This is a genomic window from Paenibacillus sp. VCA1 (assembly GCF_031583795.1).
In the GTDB taxonomy this organism is placed as follows: Bacteria; Bacillota; Bacilli; order Paenibacillales; family Paenibacillaceae; genus Paenibacillus_AQ; species Paenibacillus_AQ albilobatus.
Genome location: NZ_JAVLSX010000002.1, coordinates 223,416 through 237,427, shown reverse-complemented (window position 1 = coordinate 237,427; position 14,012 = coordinate 223,416). Strand labels below are relative to the sequence as shown.

The window sequence follows — 14,012 nt, the reverse complement described above, 5'->3', positions numbered from 1 at the left end:
CGCAGTGAAATCCGTACCCAAAGTAAATAGAGACGGCCTCTACATCGAGGACGCACTTGTGGACGATGCCTTTTCTGGTGTCGTCCCTTTTTATGCCGCCCCAACGGAACCTGATCCGATGGAGCCAGCGCCGGAGCAGCCGGAAGACGAAGAGCCTGAACGGGAGATTGCCGGGTATATCGTCGGCGTGCCGGTTGTACCGGGCTTGTACTTGCCGCGATTTGACCTTGCCGCCTGGGAAGCGCGAGAAGAGGATAAGCCGGTTAATCCAGCGGATTATTGGAAAGAGGGCTTGACGCCCGAAGAAATCGAGGAGCTGAACAAGCCTGCCGATCCGAGCGAACTGGACCGGATCGGTGCGGAGCTGGCCGCTCTCAAATCGCAGAGTACTGAGCATCAAACGGTAATTTCGAAAATGGGCTCGGATCTCGAACAAACCAAACTGCGAACAGAAGAACAGCGACAAACTATGGGCGCGATCGGGTCGGAGCAGGTTAAGCAAGACCTTACTACCCTTGATTTAAAACAGCAAAATAGCGTACTTGGCGGGGAACTCGTTAAAAAGGATATTTCAATCCTTGATTTGTACATGCAAAACCAAGTTCTCGGGCAAATGTTGGCAGCTTTAGAACTGAAAATTTTAGCTGAAAAGGGGAATTGAGATGTTTAACAGTGACTTCGAGAGACTTTCATATTATTACGAGAAAAAATGGGTGTCTGATGTTCAGTTAAAGCTATATGTACAGTTTGGTGTTATCTCAGCGGCGGAGTTTAAGGTAATCACCGGTAAAGAGTATAAGGCGTAAGGGGTGTCGCAATGTTTGGCGGTCCATTTAACCGGCTTTCATTTAACCGTACGGCAACGTCAATCGAAAAGTTGTTCTCCGTCACATTCGAATCTCTGACCGAAGCGGACGCGCGCCTGAACCTCGAAATGTCCATCGCGGTTACATACGATTCCGCTACGGAACTGGACGCGCTCATCACACGCGAAATCCACTTTGCGGCCGATATTGAAACGGCTACGGAGGTATTGACGCAACTAATACGCGAGCTATTTTTAGCTTCGACAATCGAGAGTAAGACGGATTTCGTCGCCGCCGTCACGTACTCCCATGTCGATGAGCTAACGTTCAATGGCGGGTTTAAGCCCGGAGACCGCCTCGTTATCGACACGAAGCGCAAGACCGTTACGTTAAACGGCCAGAATGCGTTGCACTTGATTGACGGAAACTTTTTCGAACTGATTTCCGGCGTCAATAAGATTACGTACACGGATAACGCGGCGGCCCGGAACATACTCACGCGCATCACTCATCGCGACAAGTATCTCTATTAACGGAGGGAGGAAAGCAAACTTGTCGTATTTGCAATCGTACGATAAAAATCTAAAACGCGTCGGCATTCTCGTCGACGCTTTCGATATTCAGCGCACACGCCGGATCAACGCTGACTATTCGCTCACGTTTTCGGTTCCAATGACGTCCGCCGATTTTCGCGAGAAGCTTCCGTTAAAAGGCCACGTATTGGACGAGCGCGGCCAGTATTACGTAATCAACTCGCGCCAACGTGTGCGGGACGGACGCAAGCTGACGGCAGCCATTTCGTGTTCTCACGTCATGTTCAAACTGACGGATTACAAGTTCCCGTATGCTTCGTACATCTCCGAGGGATACGGCGTCCACATTACGCAATTGACAACGCTCATCCAAGCGGCAACGGGTGGGCGCTTTACTATTTCCGTCGATGACACGTTCGATCTCGTTGACGTTAAGGACTTCGGCCGCGGCAATTGTTTACAAGCGCTAAACGACGTCATCAATATGTATGGCGCGGAGGTCGAGCCGGACAATTTTACGATTCACTTGCGCAAGAAGATCGGCAATCCCTCGTCGCCTCTGCGTTACCAACTCGCCAAGAACATCGTCAGTGCATCGTTTACGGACGACAGTGCTTCGTTATGTACGCGGCTGTTTGCGCAGATGAAAGACGGCCGGACGTGGATCGGGCAGCCGGCATCGATACTGACCGCAGATGAGCGCGCAAGATTGAGCGCGATACCTGGCGCGATCGTTAACGGAACCCTCGCCGTCAATTACCTCGTTTCACAATACGCGGGCACATGGGCGAGCGATAGCGTTCCGTTTTATGACGACGAGTTTATCGACCAAAACATAACGGACCCGGTAAAACTGCTAGAAGCTACGCGTAAAGCGCTGGCCGAACGCGAAGTCCCAACGCTTGAGGTAGCCGTCGACGCGGCGGATCTATATAAGCTCGATAAAACGGAGCCAAAGCCGGGCCTCGGCGATACCGTCCTGTGTGTGGACAACGAACTCGGCCTGACGGGCATTAGCGCACGGATAACGGAAATGACCGAGTATCCTTACGCGCGAGACAAACATACGCAAGTAACGGTCGCGAACGTAATGACGCGGGATTATGCGCAGATCATCGCGGATCTCGATAAGGCCAAGCGCGATTTCACGGATTTGATGAGTGGCGGCCGGATACGTGCGGACGTGTTCGAGGAATACGCGAAACAGGCGGTTATTGACGTCAACAACTCGAAGACCGAGATTAAATACGATACTCGCGGAATTGTGCTGCAGGATAAAACGGATGCTCGTAACCAAGTCATCATGACATCGAATGGTATCGTCTTAACTACGGACGGAGGAGCCACCGCAAGGACTGCGATAACAGCGCGGGGAGTGGTGGCGGAAACAATCGTCGGCCAGCTCGGTAACTTCGTTTCGCTGCTGATCGGCTCCGGCAATAATGTCACGCAGATCAATCCGAACGGGATTGCGGCCGGCCACGCGAGTTTTGGTAGCGCACCATTCCGGGTCGATATGCAGGGGAATGTTGTCGCGAATAGGCTTACGGCGAATAGCGCGAATATTTTTAGCTCGAATTTTACGAATGGCGCCATCGTCGGTTCGTCCATTAACGTCGGCAACGGTCAATTTACTGTCGATAGTGCCGGCAATATGTATGCGGGGAACGGCCGCTTTCGCGGGAGTATCGACGCGTCAACCTTCACTGGCGGGGTGATAACCGGCGCACTCTTACGAACGTCTGAAAGTGGCGCACGCGTAGAAGTTGACACGCGAGGTTGGCGGACTTATGACGCGAGTAACCGTCAGCGAATATCGATAAATGCGAATGATTCATACGGAATGAGCGCGATCAATTGGGCGGGAACTGGCGGTCAGGGACTCGGATACGTTAACGGTAACGATTCGTTGTTTACGATCCTATCTACGGTGCCCATGTTGATTTCGTCGACAGGCGGTTCGGTAACATTCAATGGTTACGTTAACTTTTCGAGTGTATACGGCATATCTGGGCTTCAAATGGGGCATATCTCGGGGCTAGAGTCTGCTCTTAACGGAAAGGCTTCGAGAGGGGACAGTACGTCTTTGGCATCCGGAGGTGCTCATAATCACGGTTTTCCGCATGGTGCGCAGTTTAAAGATATCAACGGAACCGTCCACACCTGGTCGGCATACAACGGATTTACTCATTCACACACGATATAAACCATTGAATCTATCGCCCCTCTAGCCGATAATACAGGTATATGAAAGATTTTCCAAGGAGGGGCTAGATCATGAAAAAGTTTATTGCTGGGGTATTGGTAGGTGCGTTGGTATTTGGCGCCGTTCCTGTACTTGCGGACTCTGTAAAGAACCTGGTCGGTTCTAAAGTCGCAGGTGTATATGTCATCGAAGAAAAGGGCGGAACAAAAATTGCCGATGCGGCAATTATTAACGGTTCGGCGTACGTTCCCGTCCGGCCAATTTCTGAGGCAACGGGGACAAAACTGACTGTGGAAGGGAAGAAAATCATTTTGGAGAAACCGACATCTACAAGTAACGTTCCCTTAGAAGGCGACGCACTTAGTGACGGGGACTTAACTATTGCTAACCAAATAACATCATTGAAAAACTCAATCAGGACCTATGAAAGCAACATACAGGTCGGCAATTTAGATATTGCTAATCTGAAAAAAGAGATAGAAGAAGAGAACGCTCGCAATGAAAAAATGCCAGGCCGACTCGAAGCCTTACAGCACAACCTTGCCGAACGTCAATCCTATGTCGCCGATCAACAAGGAAAAATCGATGCCGCCAATGCAGAAATCGCAAAGTTACAGACGAAATTAAACGGAAATAAATAAACGAACTCATAACGAAGGGCTCGCGCCACCAGCGGGCTCTTTTTTTATTGTCACGAAAGGAGAACGCAAATGAAAATACGTCAGTTACTCGAATGTACGATCGATGTGGCGCAGCCGGTCGCAGAGATTTCCGCAGTCATTTCCGCAGTCCTTCACGCTATCCCGGACGTTGACCAGCGTGCCGAAGTCTTGCGTAAGATTGACGACGAAATTGTTAACGCGCTAATAGCGCTAGAAGAATCGAAGGAGGCGGCTGCTGATGGCGGAGATGGATCTGCTTAAATATTTTATCACGCAAGGCCCATTCGCAGTCGGCTTCGTTTGGCTCCTTATTTACGTCATGAGAACGAACAAGGAGCGCGAGGGCCGGCTGCAGGACTTGCTCGATAAGTTTAGCGAAAAGTACGACCTCATTATCGGAGAGCTGCGCGATATGAAAGAGCGGCTTCCTCGCGAAAAGGAGTGACGGGAATGGAGAAACGCGGAAACTTTCTGCTTATGAACCGGTCGGAGTTTCGCGATTGGCTTGCCGGCCAAAAGATCACGCACAAAATCACGAAGCTGCAGGTGCATCACACGGCGTCACCCAACTATACGACGCGTAAAATCGTTAACGGGATCGCGTGCCAAGATCATTTCGCATGTCTTGAAGGGATGCGTGCTTACCATCTTAGTCAAGGGTGGTCCGGCACCGGCCAGAATATCACGACGTTCGAGGACGGCAAAATCGCGATAAGCCTTGACCGGGACCTTAACGCAACTCCGGCCGGAATCAAAGGCGCAAATACTGGCGCACTCTGCGTCGAAAATGTCGGCAATTTCGATAAAGGCGGCGACGTGATAACGCCGGCCCAGCGCGAGACGATCGTTCACCTGTACGCGTGCCTGTGCGAAAAACTCGGACTTGCCCCGAGCATTAATACGATCGTTTATCACGCGTGGTACAAGGCGGATGGGACGTGGCTCGGTGATTATGTTGCGGGAGAATCGAGCAAGACATGCCCAGGAACCAACTTTTGGGGCGATGGTAACACGAAGGCGGCTGCGCTAAAGGGATTCATTCCAGCAGTCGTTGCGGAGTTGGAACGATTGAAAAACGGAGGGGATTGCGAAATGACAGCGGAAGAAAAAGCGGCATTTAAGGCGTTGCAGGAAACGGTAGAAGCGCAGGCCAAGAAAATCGCAACGCTGGAAGCTAACGCAAAGATGGTGGATATCCCGGCATGGGCGGTCGATGCATGCGTGGCGGCCAAACGTGCAGGCGCGGTAGATACAACGGCCGGCGGGTCGTACGACTTCTACCGGTTGATTACCGTTATGTACCGGCGTGGATTTTTCGATACGAAGGAGGCCGCGTAATATAATGAAGAAAAAATTATCTTCGCGTAAGTTTTGGGCGCTGCTGGCTGCGTTGGCAACTTCGATTTTGACGGCGGCGGGCGCGGGTGAGAACGTGACGCTACAGGTAACGGGAGTTATCGGAGCATTCGGCGCGTGCATTGCGTATATGCTGGCGGAAGGTGCCGCGGATGCTGCCGGATCGAAGGGTAACGATAAAACCGAATAGAAACGAAGAGAAAGGGCGCAGTCATGCGGATTATATCCGTTGTGATTGCGCCCATTTTTTTGTTTACGTATGTATTAAGCGCCCGTCAGATGTACGTGTGACTCGTGATCTACACTTCGGACATTTGTGGCTACCGTTCATCAGCCGGAAATTGCGGCCGCAGACCGGACAATCAACTTTCTCTGCGCGTAACTGTTGTATCGTGACGTAGATAAACGCTATTGGTACCGCGAGAATGATAATCAAAAGTAGAAATACCATACATAATCCCCCATACCCGTTTTCCGCATTTTACCACAAAACGCTACAATAAGTCATTGATTTATACTACTCATCCGCGCTCACACTGAGAAATTTCCGCATTAAAACTCCGGCTTCGGCCCGAACCAGCCCATCTAATATCGAAAATGTCCGCTGATATCCCCGACATAAATAATGCGCCGTGTATCCGATTCGTGTCCGTTCCAATTCGTACACTTTAATTCCACGCTTCCTAAACTCGTGCCGAAGTTCCGTTAATTCATGCGTAGCCCGATCCATCGCCGTCGAGAGTACGTCGACATACGGGTCCGGCGTCTTTACCGCCGCTTTGATTGCGTTCATATCGCGTTCGAATGCGGAAAGGATAAGCGGCAGGAGTATGTATGGTTTGATTAGCGCGTGATCCTCTTCGGTAACCTCGGGAACCATGGCCGGGCCTCCTTCGTTAAGTATACGAACATATATTCGTATTATACTGCGAGATGTTCTATTGCGCAACTTGTACAAACGCTATTATTACCGTATAATTACAAATGTAGCCAGGCGCACAGTACCGCGGGCTGCGAAAATACATAACGTATAAATGAACGATGAGGTCCTCGGGTAGTTAGCGAGTATTTAACGATAGATAAACGGGGAAAACGCAGTCGTGGCGCGGGATTTGCGCGTTCGGCTATCGGAACAGGACTTAAAATCCTGCGGTAGGTGACTACCGTACCGGTTCGAGCCCGGTCCTCGGCATTATAGTTTTCACTCTGAATCCCTTGATACTCAAGGGATTTTTTATTTTTTAGGAATTAAGATCACGACGCCTATATCACTGGGGGTTGTCGCTTTTTTTGTCTTTGGGGACGGATTGGGGACGAACTCTTGGATCGAAGACATCAAGGTGGGCTGTCGTTTTACGGCTGAGCTTCTTGGTGACATGAGCATAGGTATCTGTGGTCACCTGAGATGTAGAATGCCGCAGCCGATGCTGAATCTCCTTAATGGATGCTCCTTGCCCAAGCAAATAGGTTGCATTTGTATGACGCAGCCCGTGAAGGGAGACATTACGGAAGCCGTTCCGTTCACACCAGTTTTTCCACTGCTGGGACGGCGTTGTATGGTAATAGGGTTTCCCGGTACCTGAGTGAAAAACAAAGTTGCGATCGCCGCCTTGCCAGATCCCCATTGCCTTTGCTTTAAACCGTAATTTTCCTAATATATTGCCATAAACCGGGACGACCAAAAAAAAGAAATACAATGGAACTTTGGACAATTGAACAAATGTTTTTGATTGATAAATTTAGTCGCCAATAGGCGGCTTTTATTTTATACAACAAAGGTCAGTAAAAGTTTTCTTACCTCAAATAAATAAAAAAAGCGGCAAACTCACGGCCGCTTTTCTATACCCAGTGCTTCACGAACAGATTGCTGCAGCAATTGGGAGAAGTTTAGTCCTGCTTCTTCCCCGGCATCGCGCAGCCATTTTGGCATTGTACAGTTTTTAGTGACAGTCTTATCATCAGCTGGTGGAATTACAAAGACTTCAACATAAATAATTCTGTCGCTCGGGTCCTCCAGCTGGATAGCATCAACCTCAGAAGGAGCGGGTACAGATTCGTTGTTGTCGTGCAGTTCTTCGATACGGTGAACTAACATGACCTTGGCATCTTTAATACCAACTACGATAGAAGGAGCTGCTACCGCAGTACCGGGGAAATCAGGAAAGTACATACTAACACCGGTTTGTGTCTCTTCAACAACAACAGGATAGATGTAATTTGGCATCACAGAACCTCCTTATAGTTCGAAGAAGGGAGAGAGAGTTTTGGGGAACTCAGGGGCTAAAATTTAACCCCTGATGTTCGTTCAATGCTTTTTAACGTTCCCTTTGCTAGTATATCGCCGCTGGAGTGAAAGGCTACATCGGCATATCGCGTTGGGTCGTCTTTGTGTATGTACCGTTGGTGGCTAGTACCTTTGCCGTGATTGGGTGACTTTTGAAACCCAGCAGCTTTAAGTGCTTTTAAGACTTCCCTAACGGTACGTTGTTTCCCCATTTAATTTCTCCCTCCCTTCTGATACTATTATAACACGCATTATTTATGCGCGTCAATGGCTAATACGCATAAATAATGCGTGTATATTTTTTGGTGAAGGAGATGGTAGTTCGAGAATTGATTAATGAAATCCAATTGTGTGACCGATACATTATTATTATAAAAACAGGAGGATTTACCTATGAGGAAAAAGATTGTCTTTCCACTAATTCTAATATTAATGCTTGTTATGGGCACTAACCCAGCTTCAGCTGATAACAATCAATGGATAATAAAAAATGATACACCTAATCCAAGGGTAGGGGCAGCCGTTGTATCAGTAAACGATAAAATTTATGTTATTGGTGGGGCTGTCGGTACGACGTCTTATGCTGATGTTCAAGAGTACGATCCGATTTCCGATACATGGACTACCAAGTCGAGCATGCCTACAAAGCGTGGAGCCACTTCTGCAGCTGTTGTGAACGGGAAGATCTATGTAATTGGCGGATATACTGGAAATCTTCAAAGTATATCCGGAGGAGATTACTCAGCAGCAGTTGAAGAGTATGACCCTATCACTGATACATGGACGAGTAAGAAGCCAATGAAAACTCCAAGAACGTGGGTTTCGTCAGCATCGTACAATGGGAAGATCTACACGATGGGCGGGGTAAATGCTTCTTCCGATATGTTGAATGTTATAGAGGAGTACAACCCTGAAACAGATACGTGGACTACGAAAAAAAATATGACAAATGGTTATCACGCAATGTCCCTAGTCTCGACAAGCAACGGCATTTACTCATTTGGAGGTGGAGGGCCATCAACAGCGACAACAAATGCTGTAAAGCTTTATCATCCAGAGACAGATGTATGGGAAGTTGTTGCTACCATGCCTTATGCTGCTGATGGTATTAGCTCCAGTGAATATAATGGCAAGATTTATGTAGTTGGTGGTACTAAAAGCTCGACAGAAAAAGCAATTTCAAATGCACTTGTATTTGATATTAAAACGAATACGTTTAGTCCAATTGCATCTTTAAACACTGCGAGAGTTGCACATGGAGTAGCTGTAGCAAATGGGAAACTATACGCTATTGGGGGAACTGCCGTAAAACCATGGTATGGTGGTGTTAATATGGTGGAGGAGTATTCTTTAGGAGATTCAGAGCAGCCTACTGATCCCGAGAATCCACCAACTGAGCCTGGGAATCCGAATCCAGAACCAATTGGAGAACGAGCTATTCTTGAAATTATGTTACAAAACGGTGTTGTTAAAGAATTTGATCTGTCTATGAATGAAGTTCAGTCGTTTATTAATTGGTATGAAAAAAAGTCAGAAGGTCAAGGGCCGGTAACTTTTGCAATCGACAAGCACGACAACAATAAAGGACCATTTAAGGCAAGGAAAGACTACATTATATTCGATAAGATTATTAATTTCGAAGTAAATGAATATTAAGATTACAGGGTCGCTCTAAAACGAGCGCCCTTTTTTGTAAAAAGAAAACCATACGCTATGCGTATGGTTCAGGATAGCTTAAGCGTTGTATAAAAAAAATCCTCCGAAGTGTTAAGATAAATTCGGTTCGCCAACCAAATTTAAAACACGAGGAGGAGATCAGATGCCATCTGATGTGAACAGTTTAGCACATACAAAATGGAATTGTAAGTATCACATAGTGTTTGCGCCAAAGTACAGAAGACAAGTGATCTATGGGAAATTGAAAAGAGATATAGGAAAAATACTAAGACAATTATGTGAAAGGAAAGGTGTAGAAATTATAGAAGCAGAGGCATGTAAAGATCATATACACATGCTGGTAAGTATACCGCCGAAAATAAGTGTGTCATCATTTATAGGGTATTTAAAAGGGAAAAGCAGCTTAATGATATTTGATCGCCATGCAAATTTAGAATATACGTATGGGAATCGAAAATTCTGGTGTAAAGGGTTTTATGTGGACACGGTAGGAAGAAACAAGAAAGTGATTGAAGAGTATATACGAAATCAGTTACAAGTAAGACGTGGTTGCAGAGCAAATGACGCTGGAAGAGTATATAGATCCATTCACAGGAGAAGAAACAGGAAGCAAACGAAAGAAGAAGAACTAGAAGACCCCTTAAGGGGTAGCCGAAAAAGTAGTGCGGTTGGCGAACGATTCAGTGCCCTTTTAGGGCTGGCCTGTAACAAAGGCTTTCAGCCGCAGAGCAAACCACCCGTTCTGAAGTGACCCCATAAAGTTAGACAGGTTATATTATTAGGCGGCTTGTTGGGCATGAGTCCGGTACAGTACCGGACTCATGCCTTTTAGTTTTGCCTTAATTCGCTTGTTGTTGTAATAATCGATGTATTTCGATAGTTCTTTTTTTAAAATGTGCGATACTTTCAAATTCCTTTAAATACAGGAATTCAGATTTCATGATGCCAAAGAAGTTCTCCATGACGGCGTTGTCGTAGCAGTTACCTTTTCGGGACATACTTTGCTTGATGCCACGTTCTTTGAGGGCGTGACGATACTGTTTCATCTGATAGTGCCAACCTTGGTCAGAATGAATAATGGGCTTCTCTTCATCTGTTAATCGCTTAAATGCTTGATCTAACATCGTTGAAACAAGTGAGTAGACCGGTCTTGAACCGATCGTATACGTAATAATTTCGCCGTTATATAAAGCTAGTATTGGAGATAAATACAGCTTTTCTCCAAATAATTTAAACTCTGTAATATCTGTAACCCACTTCTCATTTGGTTTTCCAGCGTAGAAGTTTCGTTCCAATATGATCGGTGCAATCTTGCCAATCGTCCCTTTGTACGAACGATATTTTTTCATGCGTACTAAGCATTTTAATCCCAGTACTTTCATCAAACGTTGTACCTTTTTATGATTTATATGGTATCCACGATTCGCTAACTCGTCACGAATACGGCGATAACCATAGCGCCCCTCATGCTCCTCGTAAATTGCTTGGATAATCTTTTTCAACTCCATATCTCTGTCTGGCATACCAAACGTTTTTATTACAAAATAATACGTGCTACGAGGGATATCTGCCAGCTGTAGAAGTGCGTTCACCGAGAATTCATTCCTTAGTTCATAGACTACTTGAGCCTTGTCTTGTTTGGCGATTTTTCCTTGTTTTGAACTAAGGCATTCAACTTTTTTAAATATGCATTCTCCATTCGTAAACGCTTAACCTCTGAATGTAAAGCCTGTATAGACCCTTCTACTAACGTTTGATTCTTTCGCTTATTAGATTCTTTTTTCATGGATGTACGCCCCTTTTTCTTTGGTTGTAGGGCGTCCATTCCATGCAATTCTAAGCTCCTTTGCCAGCTTAAAATAGTACTATGGCTTGCAATATTAAACACTGCAGCCGTTTCTCTTTAAGTACGTCTAGTTTAAACTGTACAGGATATGATGTATAGCTCTTTTTAAAGGCTTCTTCACCATGATACTCATATTGTTTGATCCAATTTAATAAGACGGTATGATGGAGCCCTAGACATTTGGCAATCGATTTCACGCTTTCGGATCCATCTTGATAACGTATAACTGCTTTCATTTTTTCGTCTGAACTAAACTTGGCCATAGAAAAAACTGCACCTCCAATGTTAGATGGTGTCTAACAATTGGGGTGCAGTTCATTCACACGGGTGGTTTTGATTTTACTAATGCTCTTTCCTACATTGGCAATTCTAGCAGCATGTGGGTTTCATTGGATTGGGTGGATAATGCTCGTAACCTTGATTTATTTCTGCTATATGTACATTCAAGTATACGAAGAAATTCACTTCACTTATTATATAAGACAAGGAGATGATTGCTAATTACCGCGAATCGTTAGCTTCTGTTTGTATGTGTAATATGTTGTTGTAATTTGAATGTTTAACTTCTTAAGTTGATCTGAAACAGCTATTCCTTCTGGGCAGAAGACTCCTCCTGGAACTAAGATTTTTTCGCTTTTATGATAGTCAAATGTGTTTAGGGTGTATGGTTTTTCTTTGTCATTAAACTCGAAATCAGAATCATGTTGGATGCGTAGGATCGAAATAGGTCTAGTCGATACATTTTTGATTACTAATTCAATTGATTTGTAATCCTCAAGAAAGTGTTTCCCTATTTCGTTATGGTTTCTGTCATATAGTGTTTCGAATAATTCTTCCCGTTTGATAGTATGAGACACAGCTATTCTTTTGTTATCTTGGATGAATCTAATAACAGTAAAAATAAAAGCAACAATGCCCAAGACTGAGGATATGTACAAAAATACATCTTTTAACATTATGATTCTCACCACCAATTCTAACTCTATTGTTATTTGCCCAGCATTTTGAATATATACAATCCTGAATCAGTAGTAAATACAAACCAAAAAGAAATTACAATTTAAGTGTGAGAACCTCTTCAAAATCATGGCTGAAGAGGTTTTTCTATGTCTAAAAGGAGGTGCAAAAAGATGAGGTCGGCACTGAAATATGAAATTACAGCTGACCCGTCAAAGCCGGTTGAGGAAATTTCAGAATTCATTTCTCTAATGATTCAGACTCATCCAGATAAGCAGATTGAAATACTTCAAAAAGTGGATGAGAACATCGGAATTGCTTTGGCGAGTTACAGCGTAAAGAGGAGTCAACTGAAGATCCTCATTTAGACGTTACTTAATTTTATTTTGGGAATGGAGGAAGGGGTATGGACGGGGTACAAACAGAAATGCTTCAACGGATGACAAGGGTTGAGACCAAGGTCGATAACATGGATGAGAAATTGGATAGAGCTATTGCAGCAAATGAGACTGCAGTCGAGGCTTATCCTCTGCGAAATCGGCGCATCACAGGCTCGACAAAATCAAAGACAATCAAAAATGGCTATGGCGTACATTTGCCGGGGCTATTCTTTTGGCAATCGCATGGATTTATCATTTCCGGCGGGCTTAAATAAGGAATTGGGGTGAGACTATTGGACAAGACAAAATACAAGATTGAACGGCGTTACATCGACGTGCGGCACAACACAAGGCCAGGACTCCGGCTTACAACCGGCAGCCCGGCCTTTTTTGTTGCCCACGACACTGTAATCCCGGAGCGACGCCGATAACCATTACACGTACTTCAATAATTCGAAAGATCGATCTGCTTCCGCCCAGGTGTTTATAGACGACACAAAGATACTTGAGATCATCCCAACCGGTATCGGTCCGGATCCGGCGGAAAAAGCGTGGCACGTATTGTACAACGTCAAGACCGATAACGAGCGGTTTGGTTATGACTCCAATGATGCGGCGCTTGGTATTGAGCTTTGTTACGGTAGCAAAATCAATTTTGCAGAAGCATACAAACGCTTTGTATGGTACCTGGCATTCTGCTGCGACAAGTGGGGGAAGAACCCATCCACGCACATCGCCAGCCATAAGCAGCTCGATCCGGGGAGGAAACTGGACTGCGAGCAAGCGCTGTTCGCTGGGAACAAAACGTTCAAAGATTTGATCATAGACGTTGCCGCCAAGATGGCTACACTCATCGTCGCGCCGGACTTTACGCCGCTGCCTGCCAACATCGCGCAATCGCTGATCGATAATTATGTATCACCTGCATGGTTTGCATCTCATGAGGCCGGGGATCTGACTGCCACGAAGCATTACAACAATCTTGCTAATTACCTGCGGTGCGCCGCGGGCATTCCGGAAGAATAAGAGGGGGGTAAATAATCATGAATAAGAAAAGATGGCGTAACTATGCATTGTGGGTAAGCACAACTTCCCAGTTGTTACTTTTGATTCAATTGATTGGACACTTAACCGGCGCATTTAATATCACGGAGGTTATGCAACATGACATTCTTGTGGTGATTGATGTAGCTCTTGGGCTACTGGTTACACTTGGCATCATCTCTAACCCAACGAAGCAGGAAAGCGGCGGATATAATTTGTAAAGAAAAAGAGCCTCTGCATAATTGACATTGCAGGGGCTCT

General features: G+C 45.8%; 20 protein-coding genes, 1 tRNA gene and 2 pseudogenes. 16 read left to right on the top strand and 7 right to left on the bottom strand.

All coding sequences use genetic code 11. The annotated features are described in order from the left end of the window. The first annotated feature begins 4 nt into the window (after positions 1–4). The 9 genes from RJP21_RS04635 (at position 5) to RJP21_RS04595 (ending at position 5,753) form a co-directional block, all read left to right on the top strand. Positions 5–661, top strand: a complete 657-nt coding sequence (locus RJP21_RS04635; RefSeq protein WP_310858283.1) for a hypothetical protein — start codon at positions 5–7, stop codon at positions 659–661. A gap of 1 nt (position 662) precedes the next feature. Next, positions 663–806, top strand: a complete 144-nt coding sequence (locus tag RJP21_RS04630; RefSeq protein WP_310858282.1) for an XkdX family protein — start codon at positions 663–665, stop codon at positions 804–806. Between the two features lie 11 nt (positions 807–817). Continuing rightward, entirely contained in the window at positions 818–1,339 is a 522-nt protein-coding gene (locus tag RJP21_RS04625; protein ID WP_310858281.1) for a phage distal tail protein, read from the top strand. A gap of 19 nt (positions 1,340–1,358) precedes the next feature. Further along, a complete protein-coding gene (locus RJP21_RS04620; protein WP_310858280.1) occupies positions 1,359–3,545 on the top strand; it encodes a phage tail protein in 2,187 nt (728 codons plus the stop codon). 71 nt (positions 3,546–3,616) lie between these two features. Further along, complete coding sequence (locus RJP21_RS04615) at positions 3,617–4,186, top strand: hypothetical protein (protein WP_310858279.1); 570 nt, start codon at positions 3,617–3,619, stop codon at positions 4,184–4,186. A 69-nt stretch (positions 4,187–4,255) separates the two neighbouring features. Then, the gene (locus RJP21_RS04610; RefSeq protein WP_310858278.1) at positions 4,256–4,468 is read left to right on the top strand and encodes a hypothetical protein; all 213 of its coding nucleotides are present in this window, start codon (positions 4,256–4,258) and stop codon (positions 4,466–4,468) included. Beyond that, on the top strand, positions 4,446–4,652 hold the full coding sequence (locus RJP21_RS04605; protein ID WP_310858277.1) for a BhlA/UviB family holin-like peptide: 207 nt from the start codon (positions 4,446–4,448) through the stop codon (positions 4,650–4,652). Before RJP21_RS04610 ends, RJP21_RS04605 begins: the two co-directional genes overlap by 23 nt. Before the next feature lie 5 nt (positions 4,653–4,657). Further along, on the top strand, positions 4,658–5,545 hold the full coding sequence (locus tag RJP21_RS04600) for a peptidoglycan recognition protein family protein (RefSeq protein WP_310858276.1): 888 nt from the start codon (positions 4,658–4,660) through the stop codon (positions 5,543–5,545). A 4-nt stretch (positions 5,546–5,549) separates the two neighbouring features. Then, the gene (locus tag RJP21_RS04595) at positions 5,550–5,753 is read left to right on the top strand and encodes a hypothetical protein (protein ID WP_310858275.1); all 204 of its coding nucleotides are present in this window, start codon (positions 5,550–5,552) and stop codon (positions 5,751–5,753) included. Positions 5,754–5,816: 63 nt separating this feature from the next. Here RJP21_RS04595 and RJP21_RS31225 read toward each other — a convergent pair whose 3' ends face one another. Together RJP21_RS31225 and RJP21_RS04590 are read right to left on the bottom strand one after the other, a co-directional pair. After that, positions 5,817–6,014, bottom strand: coding sequence for a DUF2614 family zinc ribbon-containing protein (locus tag RJP21_RS31225; RefSeq protein WP_397386172.1), 198 nt, complete (start codon positions 6,012–6,014; stop codon positions 5,817–5,819). Positions 6,015–6,080: 66 nt separating this feature from the next. Further along, positions 6,081–6,443: a YhjD family protein gene (locus RJP21_RS04590; RefSeq protein WP_310858274.1), complete on the bottom strand. Its 363-nt coding sequence runs from the start codon at positions 6,441–6,443 to the stop codon at positions 6,081–6,083. 222 nt (positions 6,444–6,665) lie between these two features. Here RJP21_RS04590 and RJP21_RS04585 point away from each other — a divergent pair. Beyond that, positions 6,666–6,755, top strand: a tRNA-OTHER gene (locus RJP21_RS04585). 76 nt (positions 6,756–6,831) lie between these two features. Here the strand turns inward: RJP21_RS04585 and RJP21_RS04580 are convergent. The 3 genes from RJP21_RS04580 to RJP21_RS04570 form a co-directional block, all read right to left on the bottom strand. Continuing rightward, the gene (locus RJP21_RS04580; protein ID WP_310858273.1) at positions 6,832–7,275 is read right to left on the bottom strand and encodes a tyrosine-type recombinase/integrase; all 444 of its coding nucleotides are present in this window, start codon (positions 7,273–7,275) and stop codon (positions 6,832–6,834) included. Positions 7,276–7,388: 113 nt separating this feature from the next. Further along, on the bottom strand, positions 7,389–7,787 hold the full coding sequence (locus RJP21_RS04575; protein ID WP_310858272.1) for a type II toxin-antitoxin system HicB family antitoxin: 399 nt from the start codon (positions 7,785–7,787) through the stop codon (positions 7,389–7,391). Positions 7,788–7,843: 56 nt separating this feature from the next. After that, positions 7,844–8,059 carry a type II toxin-antitoxin system HicA family toxin gene (locus RJP21_RS04570; protein ID WP_310858271.1) on the bottom strand — a complete coding sequence of 72 codons (216 nt, stop codon included), beginning with the start codon at positions 8,057–8,059 and terminating at the stop codon, positions 7,844–7,846. A 181-nt stretch (positions 8,060–8,240) separates the two neighbouring features. On the opposite strand from RJP21_RS04570, the gene RJP21_RS04565 reads away from it, so the two are divergent. Beyond that, positions 8,241–9,503, top strand: a complete 1,263-nt coding sequence (locus RJP21_RS04565) for a Kelch repeat-containing protein (RefSeq protein WP_310858270.1) — start codon at positions 8,241–8,243, stop codon at positions 9,501–9,503. Positions 9,504–9,666: 163 nt separating this feature from the next. Then, positions 9,667–10,156, top strand: a pseudogene (tnpA, locus tag RJP21_RS04560) (IS200/IS605 family transposase). A 146-nt stretch (positions 10,157–10,302) separates the two neighbouring features. Here tnpA and RJP21_RS04555 read toward each other — a convergent pair. Beyond that, positions 10,303–11,633, bottom strand: a pseudogene (locus tag RJP21_RS04555) (IS3 family transposase). Between the two features lie 234 nt (positions 11,634–11,867). Beyond that, positions 11,868–12,326, bottom strand: coding sequence for a hypothetical protein (locus RJP21_RS04550; RefSeq protein WP_310858269.1), 459 nt, complete (start codon positions 12,324–12,326; stop codon positions 11,868–11,870). Positions 12,327–12,500: 174 nt separating this feature from the next. On the opposite strand from RJP21_RS04550, the gene RJP21_RS04545 reads away from it, so the two are divergent. The 4 genes from RJP21_RS04545 (at position 12,501) to RJP21_RS04530 (ending at position 13,972) form a co-directional block, all read left to right on the top strand. Further along, positions 12,501–12,695, top strand: coding sequence for a hypothetical protein (locus tag RJP21_RS04545; RefSeq protein WP_310858268.1), 195 nt, complete (start codon positions 12,501–12,503; stop codon positions 12,693–12,695). 38 nt (positions 12,696–12,733) lie between these two features. Then, complete coding sequence (locus RJP21_RS31430) at positions 12,734–12,982, top strand: hypothetical protein (protein WP_310858267.1); 249 nt, start codon at positions 12,734–12,736, stop codon at positions 12,980–12,982. 205 nt (positions 12,983–13,187) lie between these two features. Next, entirely contained in the window at positions 13,188–13,733 is a 546-nt protein-coding gene (locus tag RJP21_RS04535) for an N-acetylmuramoyl-L-alanine amidase (protein WP_310858266.1), read from the top strand. 17 nt (positions 13,734–13,750) lie between these two features. Further along, entirely contained in the window at positions 13,751–13,972 is a 222-nt protein-coding gene (locus RJP21_RS04530; protein ID WP_310858265.1) for a phage holin, read from the top strand. The last annotated feature ends 40 nt before the right edge of the window (positions 13,973–14,012 follow it).